Source organism: Myxococcales bacterium (genome assembly GCA_016717005.1).
In the GTDB taxonomy this organism is placed as follows: domain Bacteria; phylum Myxococcota_A; class Polyangia; order Haliangiales; family Haliangiaceae; genus UBA2376.
Window position 1 is genome coordinate 803867 of the sequence record JADJUF010000037.1, and the last position, 17785, is coordinate 821651.

Genomic DNA, 17785 nt, shown 5'->3' on the forward strand with positions numbered 1-17785 from the left:
CGGCCCGGGTATGCTGCGCGCGTGGGCTCCCGCCGCACCGCTCCCCGCGCGCCGAGCGCGAGCGCGCCGGTCGATCAGCGCGGGCTCGAGGCGGCGGTGCAGCTGTTCACCGGTCGGTTCGTCGTCGCCGCCAAGCAGCGGCAGATCGGCCAGCGGCTGTCGACCGCGGCCCGGCGGGCCGAGACGCTGGCGACCCTGGCGCGCTGGCTGGGCGGCGCACCGACGCCGCTGACCGGCGCCGATCAGTCGCCGGCGGGCCTCGAGGCGCGCTTCGGCGCGATGCCGGGCGTCTACCTCGACGGCGCCGGCGCCCGGCGCACCAGCGTCGCGGGCGCGCTCGAGCTCGGCCGCGGCCAGGACGCGCTGTTCATCGGTGACACCGGCCGCCTGGCGCTGCTCGCGCAGGCCGACGGGCCGACGTTGCTGTGCATGCGCCTGTGACGGCGCGGTCGGCGCGAGCTCAGGGCACCGGGAAGGTCGCGTAGACGAGCTGGAGGCCGACCCCGAACGACATCGAGTCGTTGACGCCGTCGCTCCCGGGTGCGCCGCTGGCGTCGAACAGATCCAGATCGGGGCGCTGGAAGCGGTCCATGAACCGGGCGACCTCCAAGGGAGACACCTTGCAGTCGTAGGGGGCCGTATCGAGCAACCCGATCACCCCCAGGCCCTCGGACCCGCTCGGACAGTTGCAGAACGGCGACGCCCGCGGCATCGGGCAATCGCGCTCGATCGCCAAGGTCGAGATCTCCTGGACCGCGGGGTAGATCTGGGCCTCGAAGTCGACGGCCGTGATGGCGCCACCGATCTTGCTCCCGACCCCCGCGGACACGACGTCGAGCTGCACGCGCGCGCGGTGCAGCGTCAGCGTCACCGGCGGGTGGCCCTCGACCAGCACCAGCGGCAGGTCGAGGGTGCCGGGGCCACCCTGAAACACGCCGCCGGCGACGGCGCCGTCGAGGTGGGGATCGGTCGGGGTCCCGTCCGCGATCGAGAACTGGCCCGTGCCCTCGAGGTGGTGACGGCAATTGATGTCGCTCGGAGTGACGCAGGGCGCCGGGGTCGCCGTCGCTGGGTCGCCGACGAAGAGCCACATGCCCGCTGGCGACGGGGTGAGGAGGTCGCCGGCCGCGAGGTTGATCAGGTGGATCGTCTCGCCGCGGGCGATCCCCGTGTCGACCGCAGCCGTCCCGCTGGGGAGCCGTAGCGTCGTCAGGAACCCGCCGAAGCTGTTGTCGATGCCGTCGAGGTCGTCGCCGGGGACACCGTCGAGATCGAAGCCGAAGGCGGTGGCCTCGCCCGCGACCCGCGGCATCTGGATCCGGCTGATCACGTAGGTGTGGTCCCGGCTCGGGACCGGCGGCGCGGCGTCGACGACCGCGCCGGCGTCGGCCGCGCCTGGACGGTCGGCGCATCCGACCAGCGCTCCGACCCCGGTGATGGCGGCCAAGACGTGTCCCAGGGAGCCCATGCCGACGAGGCTACCGCCGGAGCGCGGACCTGAACAAGCCTCGACTTCGTTCCGCTCGCCCGCGCGTGCCCGCCGTGTGGCATAGGATGCGCCATGGCCTCGACCGCCCGTGACAACGTCCGGCTCCAGGCCGTGGTGGTCGTGGCGGGCGTGGTGCTGCTGGCGATCAAGTTCGTCGCCTGGAGCCTGACCCGCAGCAACACGATCCTCAGCGACGCGCTCGAGAGCATCGTCAACGTCAGCGCCGGGACGTTCGCGCTCTACAGCCTGTGGCTGGCCGCGCAGCCGCGCGATCGCGAGCACCCCTACGGCCACGGCAAGATCGAGTTCATCTCGGCCGGCATCGAGGGCACGCTGGTGATGGTCGCGGGCGGCCTGATCATCTGGCGCGCGGTCGCGGCGCTGCTCGCCGACCAGCACCTCCACGATCTCGGGATCGGCATCGCGCTGACCTCAGCGGCGGGCGCGCTCAACCTGATCATGGGGCTCGGGCTCCAGCGGCGCGGCCGCCGCGCGCACTCGATCACGATGGAGGCCAGCGGCGCGCACCTGCTCAGCGACGCCTGGAGCACGGTGGCGATGGTCGTCGGGCTGGTGATGATCCAGCTCACCGGCGTCGTCTGGCTCGATCAGGTGTTCGCGATCGGGTTCGCGTTCTACATCATCTACACCGGCATGCGCGTGCTGCGCCGCTCGGTGGCCGGCATCATGGACGAGGCCGACCACGATCTCGCCGCGGCGGTGATCGCGCAGCTCGAGGCCAGCCGGCGCCCGCCGTGGATCGACATCCACAACTTCCGCACCATCACCTACGGCGCGGTGCTGCACGTCGACTGCCACGTGACGTTGCCCTGGTACTACACGCTCGCGCAGGCGCACCAGGAGATCACGCGGATGGAGCGGCTGGTCAACGACCACGACCGCGAGGTCGAGCTGTTCATCCACATGGATCCGTGCGTGCCCCCGTCGTGCCGGGTGTGCACGATGGTCGACTGCCCCGAGCGCGCGGCGCCGCTCGAGCGGCGGATCCCGTGGCAGCTCGACACCGTGCTGGCGAACGCCCGCCACGACAGCGCGACCACCGCGACCGCCGCGCCCGCCGTCGATCCGCCCGTGACCATCGCGACCACCGCGTCCGCCGCGCCCGCCGTCGATCCGCCCGCGCCCGGCGCAGCTCCGCCCGTGCCCGCTGTCGATCCGCCCGCGCCCGCCGCGCCCACCGTCGATCCGCCCGCGCCCGCCGCGCCCCCCGTCGATCCGCCCGCGCCGAGCTGATCCGCCACGCGGGCTCGCCTGGGGTAGATTCCGCCCAGCCATGGTCGCCGATCTGCGCTTGCGGAGCGCCACCCTCGACGACGTCGACGCGCTGGTCGCGCTCGTCGAGTCGGCGTACCGCGGCGACGCCAGCCGCGCGGGCTGGACCACCGAGGCCGATCTGCTGGGCGGGCGCCGGACCGACGCGACCGACCTCCGCGCCTGCCTCGAGCGTCCGCACAGCCGCGTCCTGGTCGCGGACGACGACGCCGGGCTGATCGCGTGCGCGCACGTGATGGTGGACGACGGCGCCGGCTACTTCGGGATGTTCGCCGTCGCGCCGGGGCGACAGGGCGGCGGGCTCGGCGGCGCGGTCCTGGCCGAGGCCGAGCGGCTCGTGCGCGACGACTGGCACCTGCCGACGATGCGCATGACCGTCATCGACGTCCGGGCCGAGCTGATCGCCTACTACCAGCGCCGCGGCTACGTCCGCACCGGCGTCCACCGACCGTTCCCGTACGGCGACGAGCGCTTCGGCGAGCCCAAGCGCCCCGATCTCCGGTTCGAGGTCCTCGAGAAGCAGCTCGGGACCGGCGCGTAGGGCGCGCGCCGCTCGACCACCGCCTACGGGTACATCGGCGCGTCGTCGTCGAAGACGTAGCTGTCCCAGCGCATGTCGGGGACCAGGTGACGCAGCCAGCGCGGGTCGGTCGCCGCGAGGATGATCGTCACCGCCGGTGCGGGACCGACCGGCGTGATCCAGTGCTGGTCGAACGCGCGGACCACGGCGCGGGTCACGGCCGCCGCGGTCGGCGGGGATCGCGGCACGAACTGCCCGGCGCGGTCCGGCTGGACGTCGACCGGCACCAGCGCGCCGACCGGATCGCGGTAGCCGACGCAGGTCACGTAGCGGCGGGCGATCGTGAGGAGCGCGTCGCGATCGCAGCCTCCCGTGAACGCGTCGTTCACCGTGCGGTCGGTGCCGCCGAGCTCGCCGCGCACCGCCGCCTGCAACGGCCCGGTGATCGCGTGCGGCCAGGGGCGGCCCGGCTGGTAGTAGACGATCGACGCCAGCGGCTCGTACGCCAGCGCCAGCGCGAACGCGTCCGAGTACGGCAGCGTCAGGGCCTGCTGCGGCTCGAGCCGGATGTGCGCGGTGGCGCCGTCGACCGACAGCACGCGCGCGGCGGACAGCGGGCTCGACATCGGCGCAGCGTAGCCGAAGTGCGCTGGGCGCGCCGGCGCCGCGCTGATCGGCTCACGCCCAGATGGCGCCGTGGGCGCCGTCGTCGTCGCCGGGCACCGCGCGCGCGGCGTAGTAGTACGCGGCGACCACCGCGCGCAGCTGATCGTCGGGGCAGCGCAGCGGCGTCGGGTGCCCGTGCCAGTGATCGTCGCCGTGGGCCAGGACGACGAGGCGGTCGCGCACCGGCGCGATCCGGACCTGGCAGCCCGTGCGCGCGCGGTCCCACAGCTCGAGCTCGCCGCCCCAGGCCTCGTCCCAGGTCACCGTGAGGTAGTAGAGGACCGTCAGCACGCGATCGAGGTGGCGCGCGCTGTCGCGGTTGAAGTCGGCGTGCAGCGCGAGGTGCCCGCCCGCCACGGTCGCGAGCAAGCCCGCGCCGGTGAAGTGCGGATCGGCGATCAGCCCGCGCTGTCCGGTGAGCGCCCCGAGGAAGTCGAGGAACGCCATCCCGCCGAGCTCGGCGAGGAGCCAGCGCAGCTCGCCAGGGACGTCCTCGAAGGCCGCGCGCTGCAGCTGGCCGAGCCGCCCGGCCTGCTCGGCGTGATCGCGCCGCTTCCAGCGCGGGTGGGTCGCCGGCGGGAACGCGCGCGCGAGCGTGGCCGAGCGCGCGTCGCCGAGCACGCCGTCGAGCACCACGTGCGGGTACGGCTGGGCGTCGCGGTAGGTCGCGTGGCGGGCCCGGCCCAGCGCGCCCAGCGCCGCGCGGTCGAACGACCACGGCTCGAACGCCGACAGGCTCCGGACGAGCGACGTCACCGAGCGGTTGGTAGCACGCGCCCGGCGCGCCGGGGCTGGGCCGACGCGGTGGTCATGGGGTCGGCGTAGGCTGCGCGATCATGATCTACCCGCACAACAACGCGTCGCAGACCCGGTGGGACAAGGGCGAGCTCCAGGTCCAGCTGATCCAGGCCGGCAACCCCCGGCCGATCGGGTTCTGCGACGGCACCGACGCCGACGAGCGCGAGCTGCGCGCGATCGCCGAGGCCGAGGGCGCCGACACGGTCTCGATCCGCAAGAAGGACCTCAAGACCGGCCGGCAGATCTGGACGCTCGGCGGCTGAGCCGACGCGGTCTCGATCCGCGAGCAGGACCTCAAGGCCGGCCGGCAGATCTGGACGCTCGGCGGCTGAGCCGACGCGGTCTCGATCCGCGAGCAGGACCTCAAGGCCGGCCGGCAGATCTGGACGCTCGGCGGCTGAACCCGACACGCGCCGCCCGGTCGCGCGAGGGTATGCTCAGGCGCGTGAAGCCCCTCCGCTGGACGCTCCTGCTCTTGCTCGTCGCCTGCGATCGGAGCGCGCCGGCCGTGCAACACCCGACGCCCGCGCCGTCACCGTCACCGTCACCGTCACCGTCACCGTCACCCTCGCCCGCGCTCGCGGCGTGCAGCCCCGAGCAACAGCTGGTCAGCCAGGACGCCGACGGCCGGGCCGCGCCGTGGAGCATCGCGGAGCACCTGGCCACCAACTTCCCCGACGGCCACGTCAGCTGGCTGATGCGCGACGCCGACTACCAGAAGTACGTGGTGGCGCCGGCCGCGGAGCGCTGGGGACGGTGCAACCCGACCGGGTGCTACCTGTTCGCCGCGCCCGCGACGACGATCCGGGCCGCGCTCGACCGGGCGATGACCGCGGGGCGCCACGACCCGGCGGCGCTGGGCACCACCCTCGGCCTGCCGGCCAAGAACTTCGAGGGCCCGCTCCGCGTGATGACCTTCGATCTCGGCACCGCGGCGGCGTGCGCGCGGCTGCCGGTCGACACCGACCCGGGCGTCTGGGCGTGCACGTCCGCCGACGACCACGACTGCTTCAAGTTCGGCGGCTACACCTCGGGCGGCGTGCCCGAGGTGATGGTCATCGACGCCCCGGTCGCCGGGACCGCGGTCGAGCTCGTGCCCTGACCGCGCCGGGCGATCCGGGCCGGGCCCGGTCGCCCGGACCGGGTTCAAGCTCGTGCCCTGACCCCCGCCCGGCGGCCGGCGCCGCGACGATCGCGACAGTTGGTCGCGCGAACTACCGCGCGCGCGCGTGGACGCGGGTGTAGCGTGTCCCCGTGATGGGCGAGGTCGACAAACCGGTGTTCTCCTTCGGCGAGCTGCTCGTCTTGCTCGACATCGAAGGCGTCGGCGCCATGTCGTCGCCGCTGCCGACGCCAGGCGAAGCCGCGAGCCTCGCGGTGAACGCGCTGCGCGGGACCGCGCCGTGCGTCGAGTTCCGCGGCGCGTGCCGGTTCCGGACCGGCCTCGCGCACCTCTACGAGCCGCCCCACACCGACCTCGCGGTCAGCCCCGGCTACGTGGTGCTGTCGATCACGCGATTCCCGGACGTCGACATCTGGACCAACATGTTCGAGTGGGTCGAGAGCTACTTCGGCGACGCGCTGACACCGACGCCCCGAGGCGCCGGGTCCACGGGCTTCCACGAGTACGCCGGCCAGGGCGCGATCGCGACGGTGAGCTACACGCGGCCCACGGTTCGACTCGACTCGCGCGACCTCGTGATCGAGGTCGGGCTGCGCCACGCCGAGCCCGCGCTCGCGACCGTGCGCCGCTTGCTGGGCGTCGCGCCCGACGCGGCGATCGACCCACCCGACGACGGCAACTGGCGCGGCCTGCCCTCGAGCTGGCCGCTGCACCTCGAGTGCTCGCGCCACGGCGCCACCGCCCGGTTCCGGTTCAGCTCGCCCCACCACGACGGCCAGACCTCGCCCGCAAACCTGTGCGAGGAGTGGTGCTGGCGCTGGCTCGAGCTGTGCGCCGGCACCGCGCTCGGGCACCACGATCGGGTCCGGGTGGCCTGGGAGCTCGAGGGGCTCGGGCACGTCACGATCGTCCGCGGCGACGGCGCCCACCGACGCGACGTCCACGAGCTCCACGTCCCCGCGGCCTGGCTCGCCGGCTGAGCCGCAGCGCCCGTCCCCAGCGCGTTCGGGCGGGCGGATCAGGGCTCGCCGGCTGAGCCGCAGCGCCCGTCCCCAGCGCGTTCGGGCGGGCGGATCAGAGCTCGCCGGCTGAGCCGCAGCGCCCGTCCCCAGCGCGTTCGGGCGGGCGGATCAGAGCTCGCCGGCTGAGCCGCAGCGCCCGTCCCCGGAGCGTTCGGGCGGTTGTGACGCGTCCCGGCGGATCAGGTCTGCCGAGGAGCCCCGCGACGGTTCACCGCAGGGGCGCGCCGCACCGTCGGCCGCGCCCTTGGCTCTCAGCGACATGACCACCGCCGCCGCTATCGCCGTCGTCGCCCACCACCCCGGGATCACCGTCACGTTCCCGGGCGGGAAGCGGGTCGACGCGCACATCGGCAGCTTCACGATCGCGACCGATCAGCCGGCTGCCGGCGGCGGCGCCGAGAGCGCGCCAGCGCCGTTCGATCTGTTCCTCGCGTCGATCGCGACCTGCGCCGGCATCTACGCGCTCGGGTTCTGCCAGGCGCGGGGCCTGTCGACCGAGGGCCTGCGCCTCGAGCAGGAGGTGATCGACGACCCCGCGACGCACCTGCCCGCGCACGTCATCCTGCGCGTCACGCCACCGATCGGCTTTCCGGCGCGCTACCGCGACGCGCTCGCCCGCGCCGTCGATAGCTGCAAGGTCAAGAAGACCATCGCCCGCGGGCCGGCCTTCGCGGTCGAGCTGACCGCGGCCGACGCCTGAGCGCGCCGCGCCGCTCGCGACGGCGGCGCTGGCGGCGCTGGCGCCTCGACCCGCGCTCGGGAGAGACGTCCTCGGGCGCGCCGGCCAGGCACGGGCAAAGCGCGCGGATTCGAACGCCTCGCGACGGCGCGTGCGGCACGTGCGGCACGTCCGGCGGCGACGGCACGTCCGGCCGCGACGGCACGTCCGGCGGCGACGGCACGTCCGGCGGCGACGGCACGTCCGGTAGCTACGGCACGTCCGGTAGCTGCTCCGGCGCGGCGACCTCCGGCAGCTGCGCCGGCGACCCGTCGGGCGCGGCGCTGCCGCTGGCGAGCTGCGGCGACGTCGCGAAGAACCGGGCGCGCTGGTCCTCGGCGAGCAGGTCCCCCGCGGGCAGCCCGTGGATCGTCGACCCGACGATCATCAGCGAGCGCTCGACCTTCTCGATCGGGTTGACGTTGTCCTGGATCACGGTCTCGAGCAGCGTCTTGTCGAAGCAGTGCGTCGCGGCGATCACCACGTGCAGGCTCGCGTCCTCGATCGGGAGCGCGCCCGACTTCGACAGCGCGTCGAGCAGATCGAACGCGCGGTGCTTCTCGGTCTTCTGCTCGGCGACGCTCAGCCGCGCGGTCGTGGCGGCGCCCAGCAGGCCCTTCTGCGCGGTGCGGGTCCACGGCTCGCCGGGGTTGATGATCGTCGCGCGCAGCGCGCCGTCGGTGTCGAGCGCCTCGAACTTCTTGTCGAGCTCGCCCGGGATCCGGGTGTAGTCCACCGCCTCGCCGTCGCCGGCGCGCTCGCCGCTCGTGGCCGACGCCATCGCCGCGCGCTCGACCGCGGTCATGGTCGGCGGCGCCGCCGACGCGGGCGCGGGTTGCGGCGGCGGTGCGGGCGCGGCCGGCGGCGGCGCCGCCATCGAGGGGGCCGACGCGACCGGCATCGGCGCCGACGGCATCGGCGGCGGACCGCCGGACCGCGTCGACGAGCGCGGCGGCGGCGGCGCGGCCGAGGGCATCGGCGGCGGCCCGCCGAACCCCGGCGGACCGGCGGCGCCGACCGGCATGGCCGAGTACATCGGCGCCGGCGGCGGCACCGGCGTGCGGTTCTGCTCGGCGAGCCGCATCGCCTCGCGCTCGCGCTCCTGCTCGAGCTCGCGCTTCTTGGACAGCTCGATCATGTCCTGCATCCGCGCGACGTAGTCCTTCACCCGCGCGAGCTTCTCGTCGGTGGCGGCCTCGTCCGGCCCGTCGTACGACAGCAGATCGCTGGGGATCTGGTACTCGATGAACAGGCTCAGCAGCTCCTGCGTCACCCGGATCTCCTTGGTCAGGCTGTCGGGCGGGAGCTTCAGGAGCTTCTCGAGCTGGGGCTTGATGTGGATGACGCACACGCCGAAGAGCGTGCTCTCGAGCTGCATGCCGCGGTAGGCGCGCGCGAACCGCTGCTGCTCGGGCGACAGCGACTCGATCGCGTCGCGGAACTCCTTCGGCGTCGGGATCTGCTCGAGCATCAGCGGGATCTTCAAGAGGTCCTTGTTCTGGACGATGATCCCGAACCGCGGCTCGAACACGTCGGCCGAGGCGATCCGCCCGACCAGCAAGATGAAGCTGCTGAACTGCCGGGCCCGGGCGATCAGGCTCAGGGCCGTGCCCGGCTGGCCCGAGAACTGGTGCGAGATCCACGCGTGCAGGTGGCGCTCGCCGAGGAACGCCACCCGGGTCGAGGCGTCGAGGGTGAAGTACATCGGCCGCCGCGCCTCGGTGTGCCGGACGCTGGTCGAGATCGCGTCGGCCATCGCGCCGCCGCGCGTGGCCTCGATCGCGAGCACCCCCTCGGGATCGTGCGCCGGGCGCCGGATCGCGTACGAGAACGGCTGCGGGCGGTACGCCGGCTTGACCAGCTTCCGGTGGTGGAACTCCATGTAGCTGGCGAAGTCGGCCGGGGTCACCTCCTTGCCGATCGCCGCGATGAGCTGCGCGCGCAAGAGCCCCTCGATGTAGTCCACGCCGTCCGCGAACTGTCGGCACACCTGCTGGGCGTGGCGCAGCGTCACCAGCAAGCCGGCCTCGACGGCGGTGATCACCGACGCGTCGTGGGGGAAGGCGGTCGACAGCGCGCGGCACTTCTCCTCCAGGCTGCGCTGCTCCTCGGCCAGGAACGCGTGGGCGTACGCGCCCGGCAGGACGCCCTCGTCGCCGAGCTGCTCGCGCTCGAACAGCGGCAGCACCGGCACGAACACGTCGCGGTCGGTGATCGCCGCGAGGTCGAGGCCGTGGTCCTGCTGGGCCGGGAACAGGTCGTCCGTGAAGTACCCCACGACGCTCGCGCACCACGCCGCGAGCTCGTCGAAGGCCTGCCGCGCGTCGTCGATCTCGGGGTTGCGCCGCGGCGTGTGGCAGGCCGGGTCGGTGCGGTCGATCGTGAACGCGGCCCGCGCCTCGGCGTCGAGGTGCGTGAACAGCCAGGTCACGTTGACGTCGCGCGGCGGCCGGACGACGGTCTTGGGCCGCGGCGTGGTCTTCTGCGTCGTCTTGATCTCGATGCTCCCGCTCCGGGCGTGCAGCGTGATCGCCTCGGCGGCGGCGGCGCCCTGGAAGGCCACCAGCTCGTACTTGAAGTCGAAGCTCCAGAAGTGCTCGATGACGGTCGTCACGACCTTCTCGGTCACCTTGGTCTTGCCCAGGATCCCGCGCACCTCGGTCACGCGCTCCTCGGGCGACTCGACCTTGCGCGTCACCTCGCGGAGGTAGCGGCAGTCCTCCTGGGCCGTCAGCCGGATCGTGACCGAGCGGGTCTTCGCCCAGGTCGCCAGCTCGACGACCTGCGCCGCGGTCAGCCCGACGACCTCGAGGCACTGGAGCGCCGCGGCCGCGGCCACGCGGGTCACGAACTCGGCCAGCAGGTACTTGTCGTCGTACCGGTGCGGGACGTCCGCGGGGTACTGCGGGTGCCGCGTGTTGTCGAGCACCGTCCGGATCTGCCGGAGCGCCGCGTCGACCCGAGTCTTGAAGTCGTGCTCGTCGTAGGGCTGGATGCTCACGCCTCGGACTGTAACCGAGGGCGCCCGGCCAGCGCGACCGCGCCAGCCGTCGGCGCACGCACATCGATGATTCCGGAGCGACGCCAGGCCCGCCGGACCCGCGCCCGGATCGGTCTCGAGCGGAGGCCGCTTGGTCGCCCGGTCCTCGACTCCTGCGCCCCGGTCGCCGAGGTCACGTCAGCGCGGCGCCCAGCGCACCGCCCGCCGCGTCACTGCTCGCAGAACTCGCGGCCGTCGTCGGGATAGCGGAACAAGATCGAGTAACACATCTCGGTGTCGGAGCTCTCGCCGTAGGTGATCGTGGCGCCGGTGGTGTTGTTCCAGGTGCACTCGGTCGTGATCGTGTCGCCCGGCGCCAGCTCGATCGACTCGAACGGCACGATCTTCTGGTGCTCGAACGAGTACGCGTCGTCGTAGATCACGCGCGGCACGCCGCCGGCGGTGAGCGTGGTCGTCAGGTGCGTACCGTACTGGTGCATGTGCGGGAACACCGCGAACACGGTCTGGGGCGCGGTGACGGTGCAGGTGCCGCGGGCGGTCGCGACGCCGGGCGCGATCGCGAGATCCTTGGGCCCCGGCAGGAACAGATCGACGTCGTGCTGGATCGTCGTCGGATCGGCGGTCTGGACCTCGACGCCCGAGGTGCCGGTCAGGGTCGTCTCGGCGATGTTGTAGATGTGCAGCTGCAGCCCGAGGAGCTGGCCGGCCTCGAGCTTCATCGCGGCGCCGGGCGGGAACGCCAGCTCCGGGGTGCCGACGCCTGACGCGTAGATGAACGTGCCGTCGGTGAGCGACGCGTCGCCCTTGGCCAGCAGGGTGTGGTGGGTGCCGAGCGGCGCGATCGGGCGGATCGCGGTGATCGCGACGTCGTCGGGCACGGCCGTCAGGCTCACCTGGGAGGTCCGCTCCTCGCCCGGCGCCAGCGACCAGCTGGCGGTGACCAGCGGCTCCCAGGTCGGCGGGTCGGTCGGCGGCGGATCGTCGGTGCAGCCGGCGAAGAGGAGCGCGCCGAGGGCGGGGACGGCGAGGGAGGTCGAGCGCATGGCGCGCGACACTACACGAGAACGCGGGGCGGCTCGCGAGGATCCGCGGGCCGGAGCGGGAACCTGGCCGCGGCGGGCAGGCTATGGTGCGGCGTGCCCGACGCCCCGACTCGATGGATCCGCACCGCTGATCAGCTCGAAGACCTCGTCGACGACCTGGCCGGGGTCCGCGCGATCGGCCTCGACACCGAGGCGGACAGCCTGCACCACTACGCCGAGCAGGTCTGCCTGATCCAGCTGACCGCGTTCGGCGGCGCGTCGTGCCTGATCGATCCCCTGGCGGTGCGCGATCTGGCGCCGCTCGCGCCGATCCTCGAGGACCCGACGGTGGTCAAGGTGGTCCACGGCGGCGACAACGACGTCACGTCGCTGCGGCGCGACTTCGACCTGCGCTTCCGCACGATCTTCGACACGGCGATCGCGGCGCGGCTCCTGGGCGACGCCGAGGTCGGGCTGCAGGCGCTGGTGCGCGCCGAGCTGGGGGTCGAGCTCAGCAAGGGCAGCCAGCGCGACGACTGGTCGAAGCGTCCGCTGACCCCGAAGCAAGAGGCGTACGCGCTGGCCGACGTCGCGCACCTGATGGCGCTGGCGACCCGGCTCACCGCGCGCCTGGCCGCCGCGGGCCGCACCGAGTGGGCGCGCGAGGAGTTCGCGGCGCTCGAGGGCCTGGTGCCCAACGCCTCGACGCGCACGGAGCCCGACGGGTTCCGGCGGATCAAGGGCTCCGCCGCGCTGTCGCGGCGGCAGCAGGCCGTGCTGCGCGAGCTGTACGTGTGGCGGGAGGCGCGCGCCGCCGCCGCCGATCGGCCGCCGTTCAAGATCGTCGGCCCCGAGCTGCTCCTGACGCTGGCCGAGCGATCGCCGACGGCCGTGGCCGACGTGGCCCGCGCGCTGGCGGCCTACCCGCGCCAGGCCGATGAGGTCGAGGCCGTGGCCGCGGCCATCGCGCGCGGCCTGGCGCTGCCCGAGCGCGATCTGCCGAACCTCACGCACGGCGAGCGCAAGACGTTCGCGCCCGCGGCCAAGCGCCGGGTCGTGGCGCTGCGCGCCTGGCGTGACGGCGAGGCCGAGCGGTCCCGGCTCGACCCGGCGATCGTCCTGTCCCAGCGCGTGATCGAGCGCGTCGCCGTCGCCGGCCCGCGCTCGCTCGACGAGCTCGCCGAGATCGACGGCGTGCGCCGCTGGCGGGTCGACGCGTGGGGCCCGGCGCTGCTCGCCGCCGCCGGCTGAGCCCGCCCTCGCTCAGCGCCGCGGCCCAGGATCTGCGCCCGTCATCGCTGCGGTGGTGCGGGCATGCCGCACCGCGGCTGGTCCAGGGCCCCCCCCCCGCGCACGTGCACACGCGCGTAGATGCGATGGCGCCGCGTCGCCTCCACGGCGCCCGGGCCGGCGCCGGTTGCGGCATCGAGGCCTCGATCGGGTGATGGGCCGCCATCGACGGCCATCGGTCCGGCCTCGCGGGCCTGCCGCGGCCGCGGTATCGCTGGGCATGCTCGCCGCTCGGTCGTGCGCTCCGCTCCTGGCCGCTGCCCTCGGCCTCGTCGCCGGCTGTGTCGAGCCGGGCGAGGCGCCGCTGGGGGAACAGCCCCAGGCGATCGTCAACGGCATCGCCGATCCCAACCACCGCTACGTCGTCGGCGTCGGCGGCGCGAACCGCGCGTTCTGCACCGGCACGGTGATCTCGCGCCGGACCGTGCTGACCGCGGGCCACTGCATCGGCGGGGTCCGCAACATCTTCCTGGGTCCGTCGATCAACGGCGCCGCCGGCACGCGGATCGCCGTGGCCGAGGAGATCCTGCACCCGCTCTACCGCGCGCTGCCCAACGACAACGCCACGTTCGATCTCGGCATCCTGCGCCTGGCCGCCGACGCCCCAGTGCAGGCGGCGCCGCTCCTGCGCGACACGATGACCAACACCCCGCGCTTCATCGGGCCGGCGCTGGTGTTCGTCGGCTACGGCGTGACCTCCGGGGCCGGCGCGGGCTTCGGCACCCGGCGCGTCGCGACCTTCCCGATCAAGGTCATCGGCCCGGCGGTGGTGGGCAACTCGTACCCGGCCCCCGACGACCTGACGCCCGAGCTGTTCTACTTCCTCAACAGCGAGACGATGAACCGCACGACCTGCAGCGGCGACTCCGGCGGGCCGGCGTTCTTCGTCGAGCACGGCGTCGAGTGGCTGACCGGCGTGACCTCGTCGGGCGACGCCGACTGCACGCTCGACGGCGCCGAGCAGCGCGCCGATCTGCCGTTCATCACCGACTTCATCCAGCCGCACATCGATCAGTTCGAGGCCGGCGATCCGTGCCGGGCCGACGGCGTCTGCGCCGAGGCCTGCACCGTCGACGGTCAGGTCGGCGACCCCGACTGCGCCGCCGCCCACTGCGCCGCCGACGGCGTCTGCGCCGAGGCCTGCACCGCCCCGCGCGATCCCGACTGCACCGCCATCGCCGCGGGCAACTGCGGCGACAACGGCGTCTGCGACCCGACCTGCCCCGCCGACCCCGACTGCGCCCGGCAGTGCGGCGCCGAGGGCAACTGCATCCCCGGCTGCGACGACCCCGACTGCGTCGGGCAGCCGCCCGGCCCTGACGCCGGCGCGGGCGCGACCGACGCCGACGACGCCGGCGGCTGCGGGTGCCGCACCGGCGCGCCACCGACCCTCGCCACTCTCGCCTGGCTCCTCGCCGCGGCCGCGGTCCTGCGCCGACGCGCGCCGCGGTGACGCCGCGGCGGCGCGATCCAGACGGCGGCGACGACGGCGCGCGCGCTGCGGGCTGACCGGGAGGTTGACGACGATGTCGTGGAGCGCCGCGGCGCCGACCGTCAGGCCCGTCGACGCCGCCGCGTCAACGGCGTGCTGAGCCTGGCCGACCGTCACCGTGTTCGTCGAGCGCCCCACGCGGTCACGCGGTGGCGGTCAGGGCCGGCAGGCCCTCGAGGCGGACGATCTGGACGTGGTCGTCGGCCTGGACGGCGAAGCACTCGTCGCGCACCCGCTTGGCGGCGGCGCCCCGGCCCGGCCGGTCGGGGAGCGGCACGCGGCGCGGCGCCATGTTCGACCACGGCTCGACCACGACGACGCCGATCAGATCGTCGCCGCGGTACCACTCCAGCCAGTAGCGACCGCGCATGGACGCGCCCACGGGGCCGCACCCGTCGTCGTCGGTCTTGAGCGAGAGCGGCGACGACGACGACGCGCCGGTGGCGAGGTCCCAGCCGTGCAGCGTGAGGCTGGAGTACACGAGCGCGCGATCGTGGAGCGGCTCGGTCGGGCTCGGGAGCACCAGGCCCTCGAGCCCATCCGCGCTGAGGCGCTCGACGATGCGATCGTCCTCGACCTCGAACACCTTGAACACCCCGTCGGCCTCCTCGCCGCCGCCGTATTCGCCCAGCAACACGCGGGCGTCGTGACGCGAATCAGCGCACAGGCTCACCGAACGATCTCCGCGCTCGGACTCCAGCCCGCGCCAGGAGTCCAGCAGCGTGAGGTCGTCGCCCCGGTACAGGTGGAGGTGCACGGCCGGGTGATCGTTGGTGTCGTACTCCCACTGGCAGCCCCAGAGGTACCGACCATCGGCGGAGAACGTGTACGCGCGCGCGGACAGGCGGACGTCGGCCACGGTGACCGCGGCGCCGCCGTCGGCATCGACCACCGCCAGCGTGCCGGCGCTCGTGCAGACGAAGCGGCGGCCCGACGGATGGATCGCCTCGAGCGACCCGGGCGCGGTGAACGCCACGGGTGGCGCGTCGAGGTCGTCCAGGTCATGGATCGCGTGGCCGTCGTCGCGGATGGCGAAGAACCGCCCGGTGGGGTCGACCTTCCCGAGCACGCCGCGGAACCGCTTGAGCTCGCGGAGCCGGGCGCCGGCCTCGTCAGCGGCCTCGTCAGCGGCCTCGTCAGCGGCCTCGTCAGCGGCCTCGTCAGCGGCCTCGTCAGCGGCCTCGTCAGCGGCCTCGTCAGCGGCCTCGTCATCGTCCTCGGCGGCCTCGGCGCGCGCCCACGCCGCGCCGCGCCAGCTCGGTGGATGCACGGCCGCGAGCCTTTTGTACGCATCGATGGGCTGCCTGTTGAAGTCGGCGCCGTCCGGGGTCCCGACGAGGAACTCGTCCCCGGAGATCAGCAGCTCCTCGCGCGCGTCGAGGTGGTAAGAGACCACGTTCGGCTTGATCGCCGTGAGCTCGGTCGCGCCGGGCTCGAGCTGGTGCAGCCCCGAGAGCCCCGTCGCCACCCACAGCTTGCCGAACGCCTTCGCCACCCGGTGCAGCGGGTACTCGAACGGTCCCCGTCGCGTCAGGTCGCGCAGCGAGCCCTCGACGATGAAGTCCGCGCCGGTGCCGCACGCGTAGATCTCGTCCTCGCCGACCACCCACACCGATCCGAGCGCGCCCGTGACCGGCGACGGCACCGCGACCCAGCGATCGCCGGCCCAGCGGGAGATGCTGCCCCGCAGGCCGACCGCCAGCACCAGGTCGGGATGGATCCCGTGCATCCCCTGGACCGCATGCTCCGGCGCCGCGATCTCACCCCACGCGCCGTCGGCGCCGCGCAGGAACATCGCGCCGCGCGTGCCGCCTGGCGCGAGCCCCCACGCGAAGGCCAGGTCGTGACCGTCGAGGCCCCAGACCCCCGAGAAGCCTCCACGCTGGTTGAAGACGTCCCAGGCGTCCTGGTCTTCGTCGCGCCGCGACAGGATCGCCCCGCCCTGGTGGGTGACGATGATCTCGCCGGTCGCCGCCCGCCAGATGCCGCTGAAGCGCCCGGACGTGGGGATCGAACAGGCCGCGCCCTTGCCCCGGATCTCGAAGCAGTGGGACTCGCCGGTGTCGATCGCGAACGGGGCGTCGATGTCCCAGCGCAGGGCGATGCACGCGGCCTCGTCGAACCGCGCTCCGCTCACCTGTCCGAAAGCATGCTGGTACTCGCTCATGTGCCTCGCTTGAAGGGGTGGCGTCCCACCGGTGCCGCGGCGGTGGTGCGCGGCGGGCGACGGGACGTCTGCCCCGCACCTGTTGCAGCGATCATGCCGGCGGCGACCACGGCCTGCGCGAGTCCAGCCGCAGCTCGGGATGCGGCGTCGTGCACGACCTACACAACCCGCGGGCCCCGACGCGCCGGACCGGCTCGACTCGGGCGCCTGACCGACGGCCCGCGCGCACGATCCAGCGGGGCGCCCACCCTGGCGTGGCGGTCGGGCCACGCCGCGGGTGGGTCGATCGCGCGAGACGGCGCTAATGGGCTTCCGCCTCCGGCCGGACTGGTCTAGTCATGGGGCCCCCGATGAGCACCCCTGCCACCGCCCCCGAGAGTCCGCCGCCGCCCGCCGCCGGAGCGCCCGCCCGGCGCCCGCCCGGCTGGTTCGGCATCAAGGACCTGTTCACCACGATCAACGCCCTCGGCGGCGTGGTCGCGATCTGCCTGTGCATCGACGGCGAGCCGTTCTGGGCCGGCCTGTCGATCCTGATCGGCTACACCTTCGGCGACACCCTCGACGGCTGGGTGGCGCGCAAGCTCGGCACGTCGAACCTGTTCGGCGCCGAATACGACACGATCTCCGATCACCTCGCGCACTGCATCGCCCCCGGCGCGATCGTCTACACGGTCTACCGCGACGTCGACCTGGGCCTGGTGCCGTGGTTCCAGCACGTGCTGGCGATCGCGCTCGGCGGGTCGATCATGGTGACCGCCTCGATCCGCCACGCCCGCAACATCGCCCGGCCCATCAGCTACCGCGGGATCTGGATCGGCCTGCCGCGCACGGTGCTCGGCTTCCTCCCGATCGCCTACGTCAACGCAGCGCTGACGGCGCACATCCCCGGCGGCTACTGGATCGGCGTGCCGGTGATCCTGGGCGCGTCGGTCGCGGCGCTGACCTACCTGCCGTTCCCGAACCACCACCTGCCGCGCCGCCACCACTGGTACGCGCGGCTGTGGATCGTGGCGACCTTCGGCGGCCTGGCCGCGGTGGCCCTGCTCGCGCCGCGCTACCTGTTCGACGGCCTGTTCGTCGTGACGTTCAGCTACTCGACCGGCTCGTGGATCGTGCTCACGCCCGACGAGCGCCGCGCCTTCCGCGAGGCCGTGCGCAAGGGCCTGGCCGAAGCCTCGGCGTGA

General features: G+C 73.8%; 15 protein-coding genes and 1 pseudogene. 10 read left to right on the forward strand and 6 right to left on the reverse strand.

Going from position 1 to position 17785, the window contains the following annotated elements:
- Positions 1 to 21 precede the first annotated feature (21 nt).
- A complete protein-coding gene (locus IPL61_27125; GenBank protein ID MBK9034894.1) occupies positions 22 to 441 on the forward strand; it encodes a hypothetical protein in 420 nt (139 codons plus the stop codon).
- Between the two features lie 19 nt (positions 442 to 460).
- On the opposite strand, the gene IPL61_27130 is transcribed toward IPL61_27125, so the two are convergent.
- Positions 461 to 1468, reverse strand: a complete 1008-nt coding sequence (locus tag IPL61_27130) for a hypothetical protein (GenBank protein ID MBK9034895.1) — start codon at positions 1466 to 1468, stop codon at positions 461 to 463.
- A 93-nt stretch (positions 1469 to 1561) separates the two neighbouring features.
- Between IPL61_27130 and IPL61_27135 the strand changes: the two are divergent.
- Both IPL61_27135 and IPL61_27140 read left to right on the forward strand, forming a co-directional pair.
- Positions 1562 to 2539: pseudogene (locus IPL61_27135) on the forward strand (cation transporter).
- Between the two features lie 244 nt (positions 2540 to 2783).
- Positions 2784 to 3323 (forward strand): GNAT family N-acetyltransferase, encoded by a 540-nt coding sequence (locus tag IPL61_27140; protein MBK9034896.1) that lies wholly within the window; start codon positions 2784 to 2786, stop codon positions 3321 to 3323.
- A 23-nt stretch (positions 3324 to 3346) separates the two neighbouring features.
- Here IPL61_27140 and IPL61_27145 read toward each other — a convergent pair whose 3' ends face one another.
- Both IPL61_27145 and IPL61_27150 read right to left on the reverse strand, forming a co-directional pair.
- Entirely contained in the window at positions 3347 to 3928 is a 582-nt protein-coding gene (locus IPL61_27145) for a hypothetical protein (protein MBK9034897.1), read from the reverse strand.
- 52 nt (positions 3929 to 3980) lie between these two features.
- Positions 3981 to 4724, reverse strand: a complete 744-nt coding sequence (locus tag IPL61_27150; protein MBK9034898.1) for a 2OG-Fe(II) oxygenase — start codon at positions 4722 to 4724, stop codon at positions 3981 to 3983.
- A gap of 80 nt (positions 4725 to 4804) precedes the next feature.
- Here IPL61_27150 and IPL61_27155 point away from each other — a divergent pair, with 80 nt between their 5' ends.
- The 4 genes from IPL61_27155 to IPL61_27170 all read left to right on the forward strand — a co-directional run bounded on the left by IPL61_27155 (position 4805) and on the right by IPL61_27170 (position 7611).
- Positions 4805 to 5029, forward strand: coding sequence for a hypothetical protein (locus IPL61_27155; GenBank protein ID MBK9034899.1), 225 nt, complete (start codon positions 4805 to 4807; stop codon positions 5027 to 5029).
- A 182-nt stretch (positions 5030 to 5211) separates the two neighbouring features.
- On the forward strand, positions 5212 to 5868 hold the full coding sequence (locus IPL61_27160; protein ID MBK9034900.1) for a hypothetical protein: 657 nt from the start codon (positions 5212 to 5214) through the stop codon (positions 5866 to 5868).
- A gap of 152 nt (positions 5869 to 6020) precedes the next feature.
- Positions 6021 to 6869, forward strand: a complete 849-nt coding sequence (locus IPL61_27165) for a hypothetical protein (protein MBK9034901.1) — start codon at positions 6021 to 6023, stop codon at positions 6867 to 6869.
- A gap of 301 nt (positions 6870 to 7170) precedes the next feature.
- Positions 7171 to 7611, forward strand: a complete 441-nt coding sequence (locus IPL61_27170; GenBank protein MBK9034902.1) for an OsmC family protein — start codon at positions 7171 to 7173, stop codon at positions 7609 to 7611.
- A 229-nt stretch (positions 7612 to 7840) separates the two neighbouring features.
- On the opposite strand, the gene IPL61_27175 is transcribed toward IPL61_27170, so the two are convergent.
- Entirely contained in the window at positions 7841 to 10630 is a 2790-nt protein-coding gene (locus tag IPL61_27175; protein ID MBK9034903.1) for a hypothetical protein, read from the reverse strand.
- 209 nt (positions 10631 to 10839) lie between these two features.
- Positions 10840 to 11673 (reverse strand): hypothetical protein, encoded by an 834-nt coding sequence (locus IPL61_27180; protein MBK9034904.1) that lies wholly within the window; start codon positions 11671 to 11673, stop codon positions 10840 to 10842.
- A 93-nt stretch (positions 11674 to 11766) separates the two neighbouring features.
- On the opposite strand from IPL61_27180, the gene IPL61_27185 reads away from it, so the two are divergent.
- Positions 11767 to 12903 (forward strand): HRDC domain-containing protein, encoded by a 1137-nt coding sequence (locus IPL61_27185; protein MBK9034905.1) that lies wholly within the window; start codon positions 11767 to 11769, stop codon positions 12901 to 12903.
- A gap of 259 nt (positions 12904 to 13162) precedes the next feature.
- Positions 13163 to 14395, forward strand: coding sequence for a trypsin-like serine protease (locus IPL61_27190; protein ID MBK9034906.1), 1233 nt, complete (start codon positions 13163 to 13165; stop codon positions 14393 to 14395).
- 181 nt (positions 14396 to 14576) lie between these two features.
- Here IPL61_27190 and IPL61_27195 read toward each other — a convergent pair whose 3' ends face one another.
- On the reverse strand, positions 14577 to 16871 hold the full coding sequence (locus IPL61_27195) for a hypothetical protein (GenBank protein ID MBK9034907.1): 2295 nt from the start codon (positions 16869 to 16871) through the stop codon (positions 14577 to 14579).
- Positions 16872 to 16951: 80 nt separating this feature from the next.
- On the opposite strand from IPL61_27195, the gene IPL61_27200 reads away from it, so the two are divergent.
- Positions 16952 to 17785, forward strand: coding sequence for a CDP-alcohol phosphatidyltransferase family protein (locus IPL61_27200; GenBank protein MBK9034908.1), 834 nt, complete (start codon positions 16952 to 16954; stop codon positions 17783 to 17785).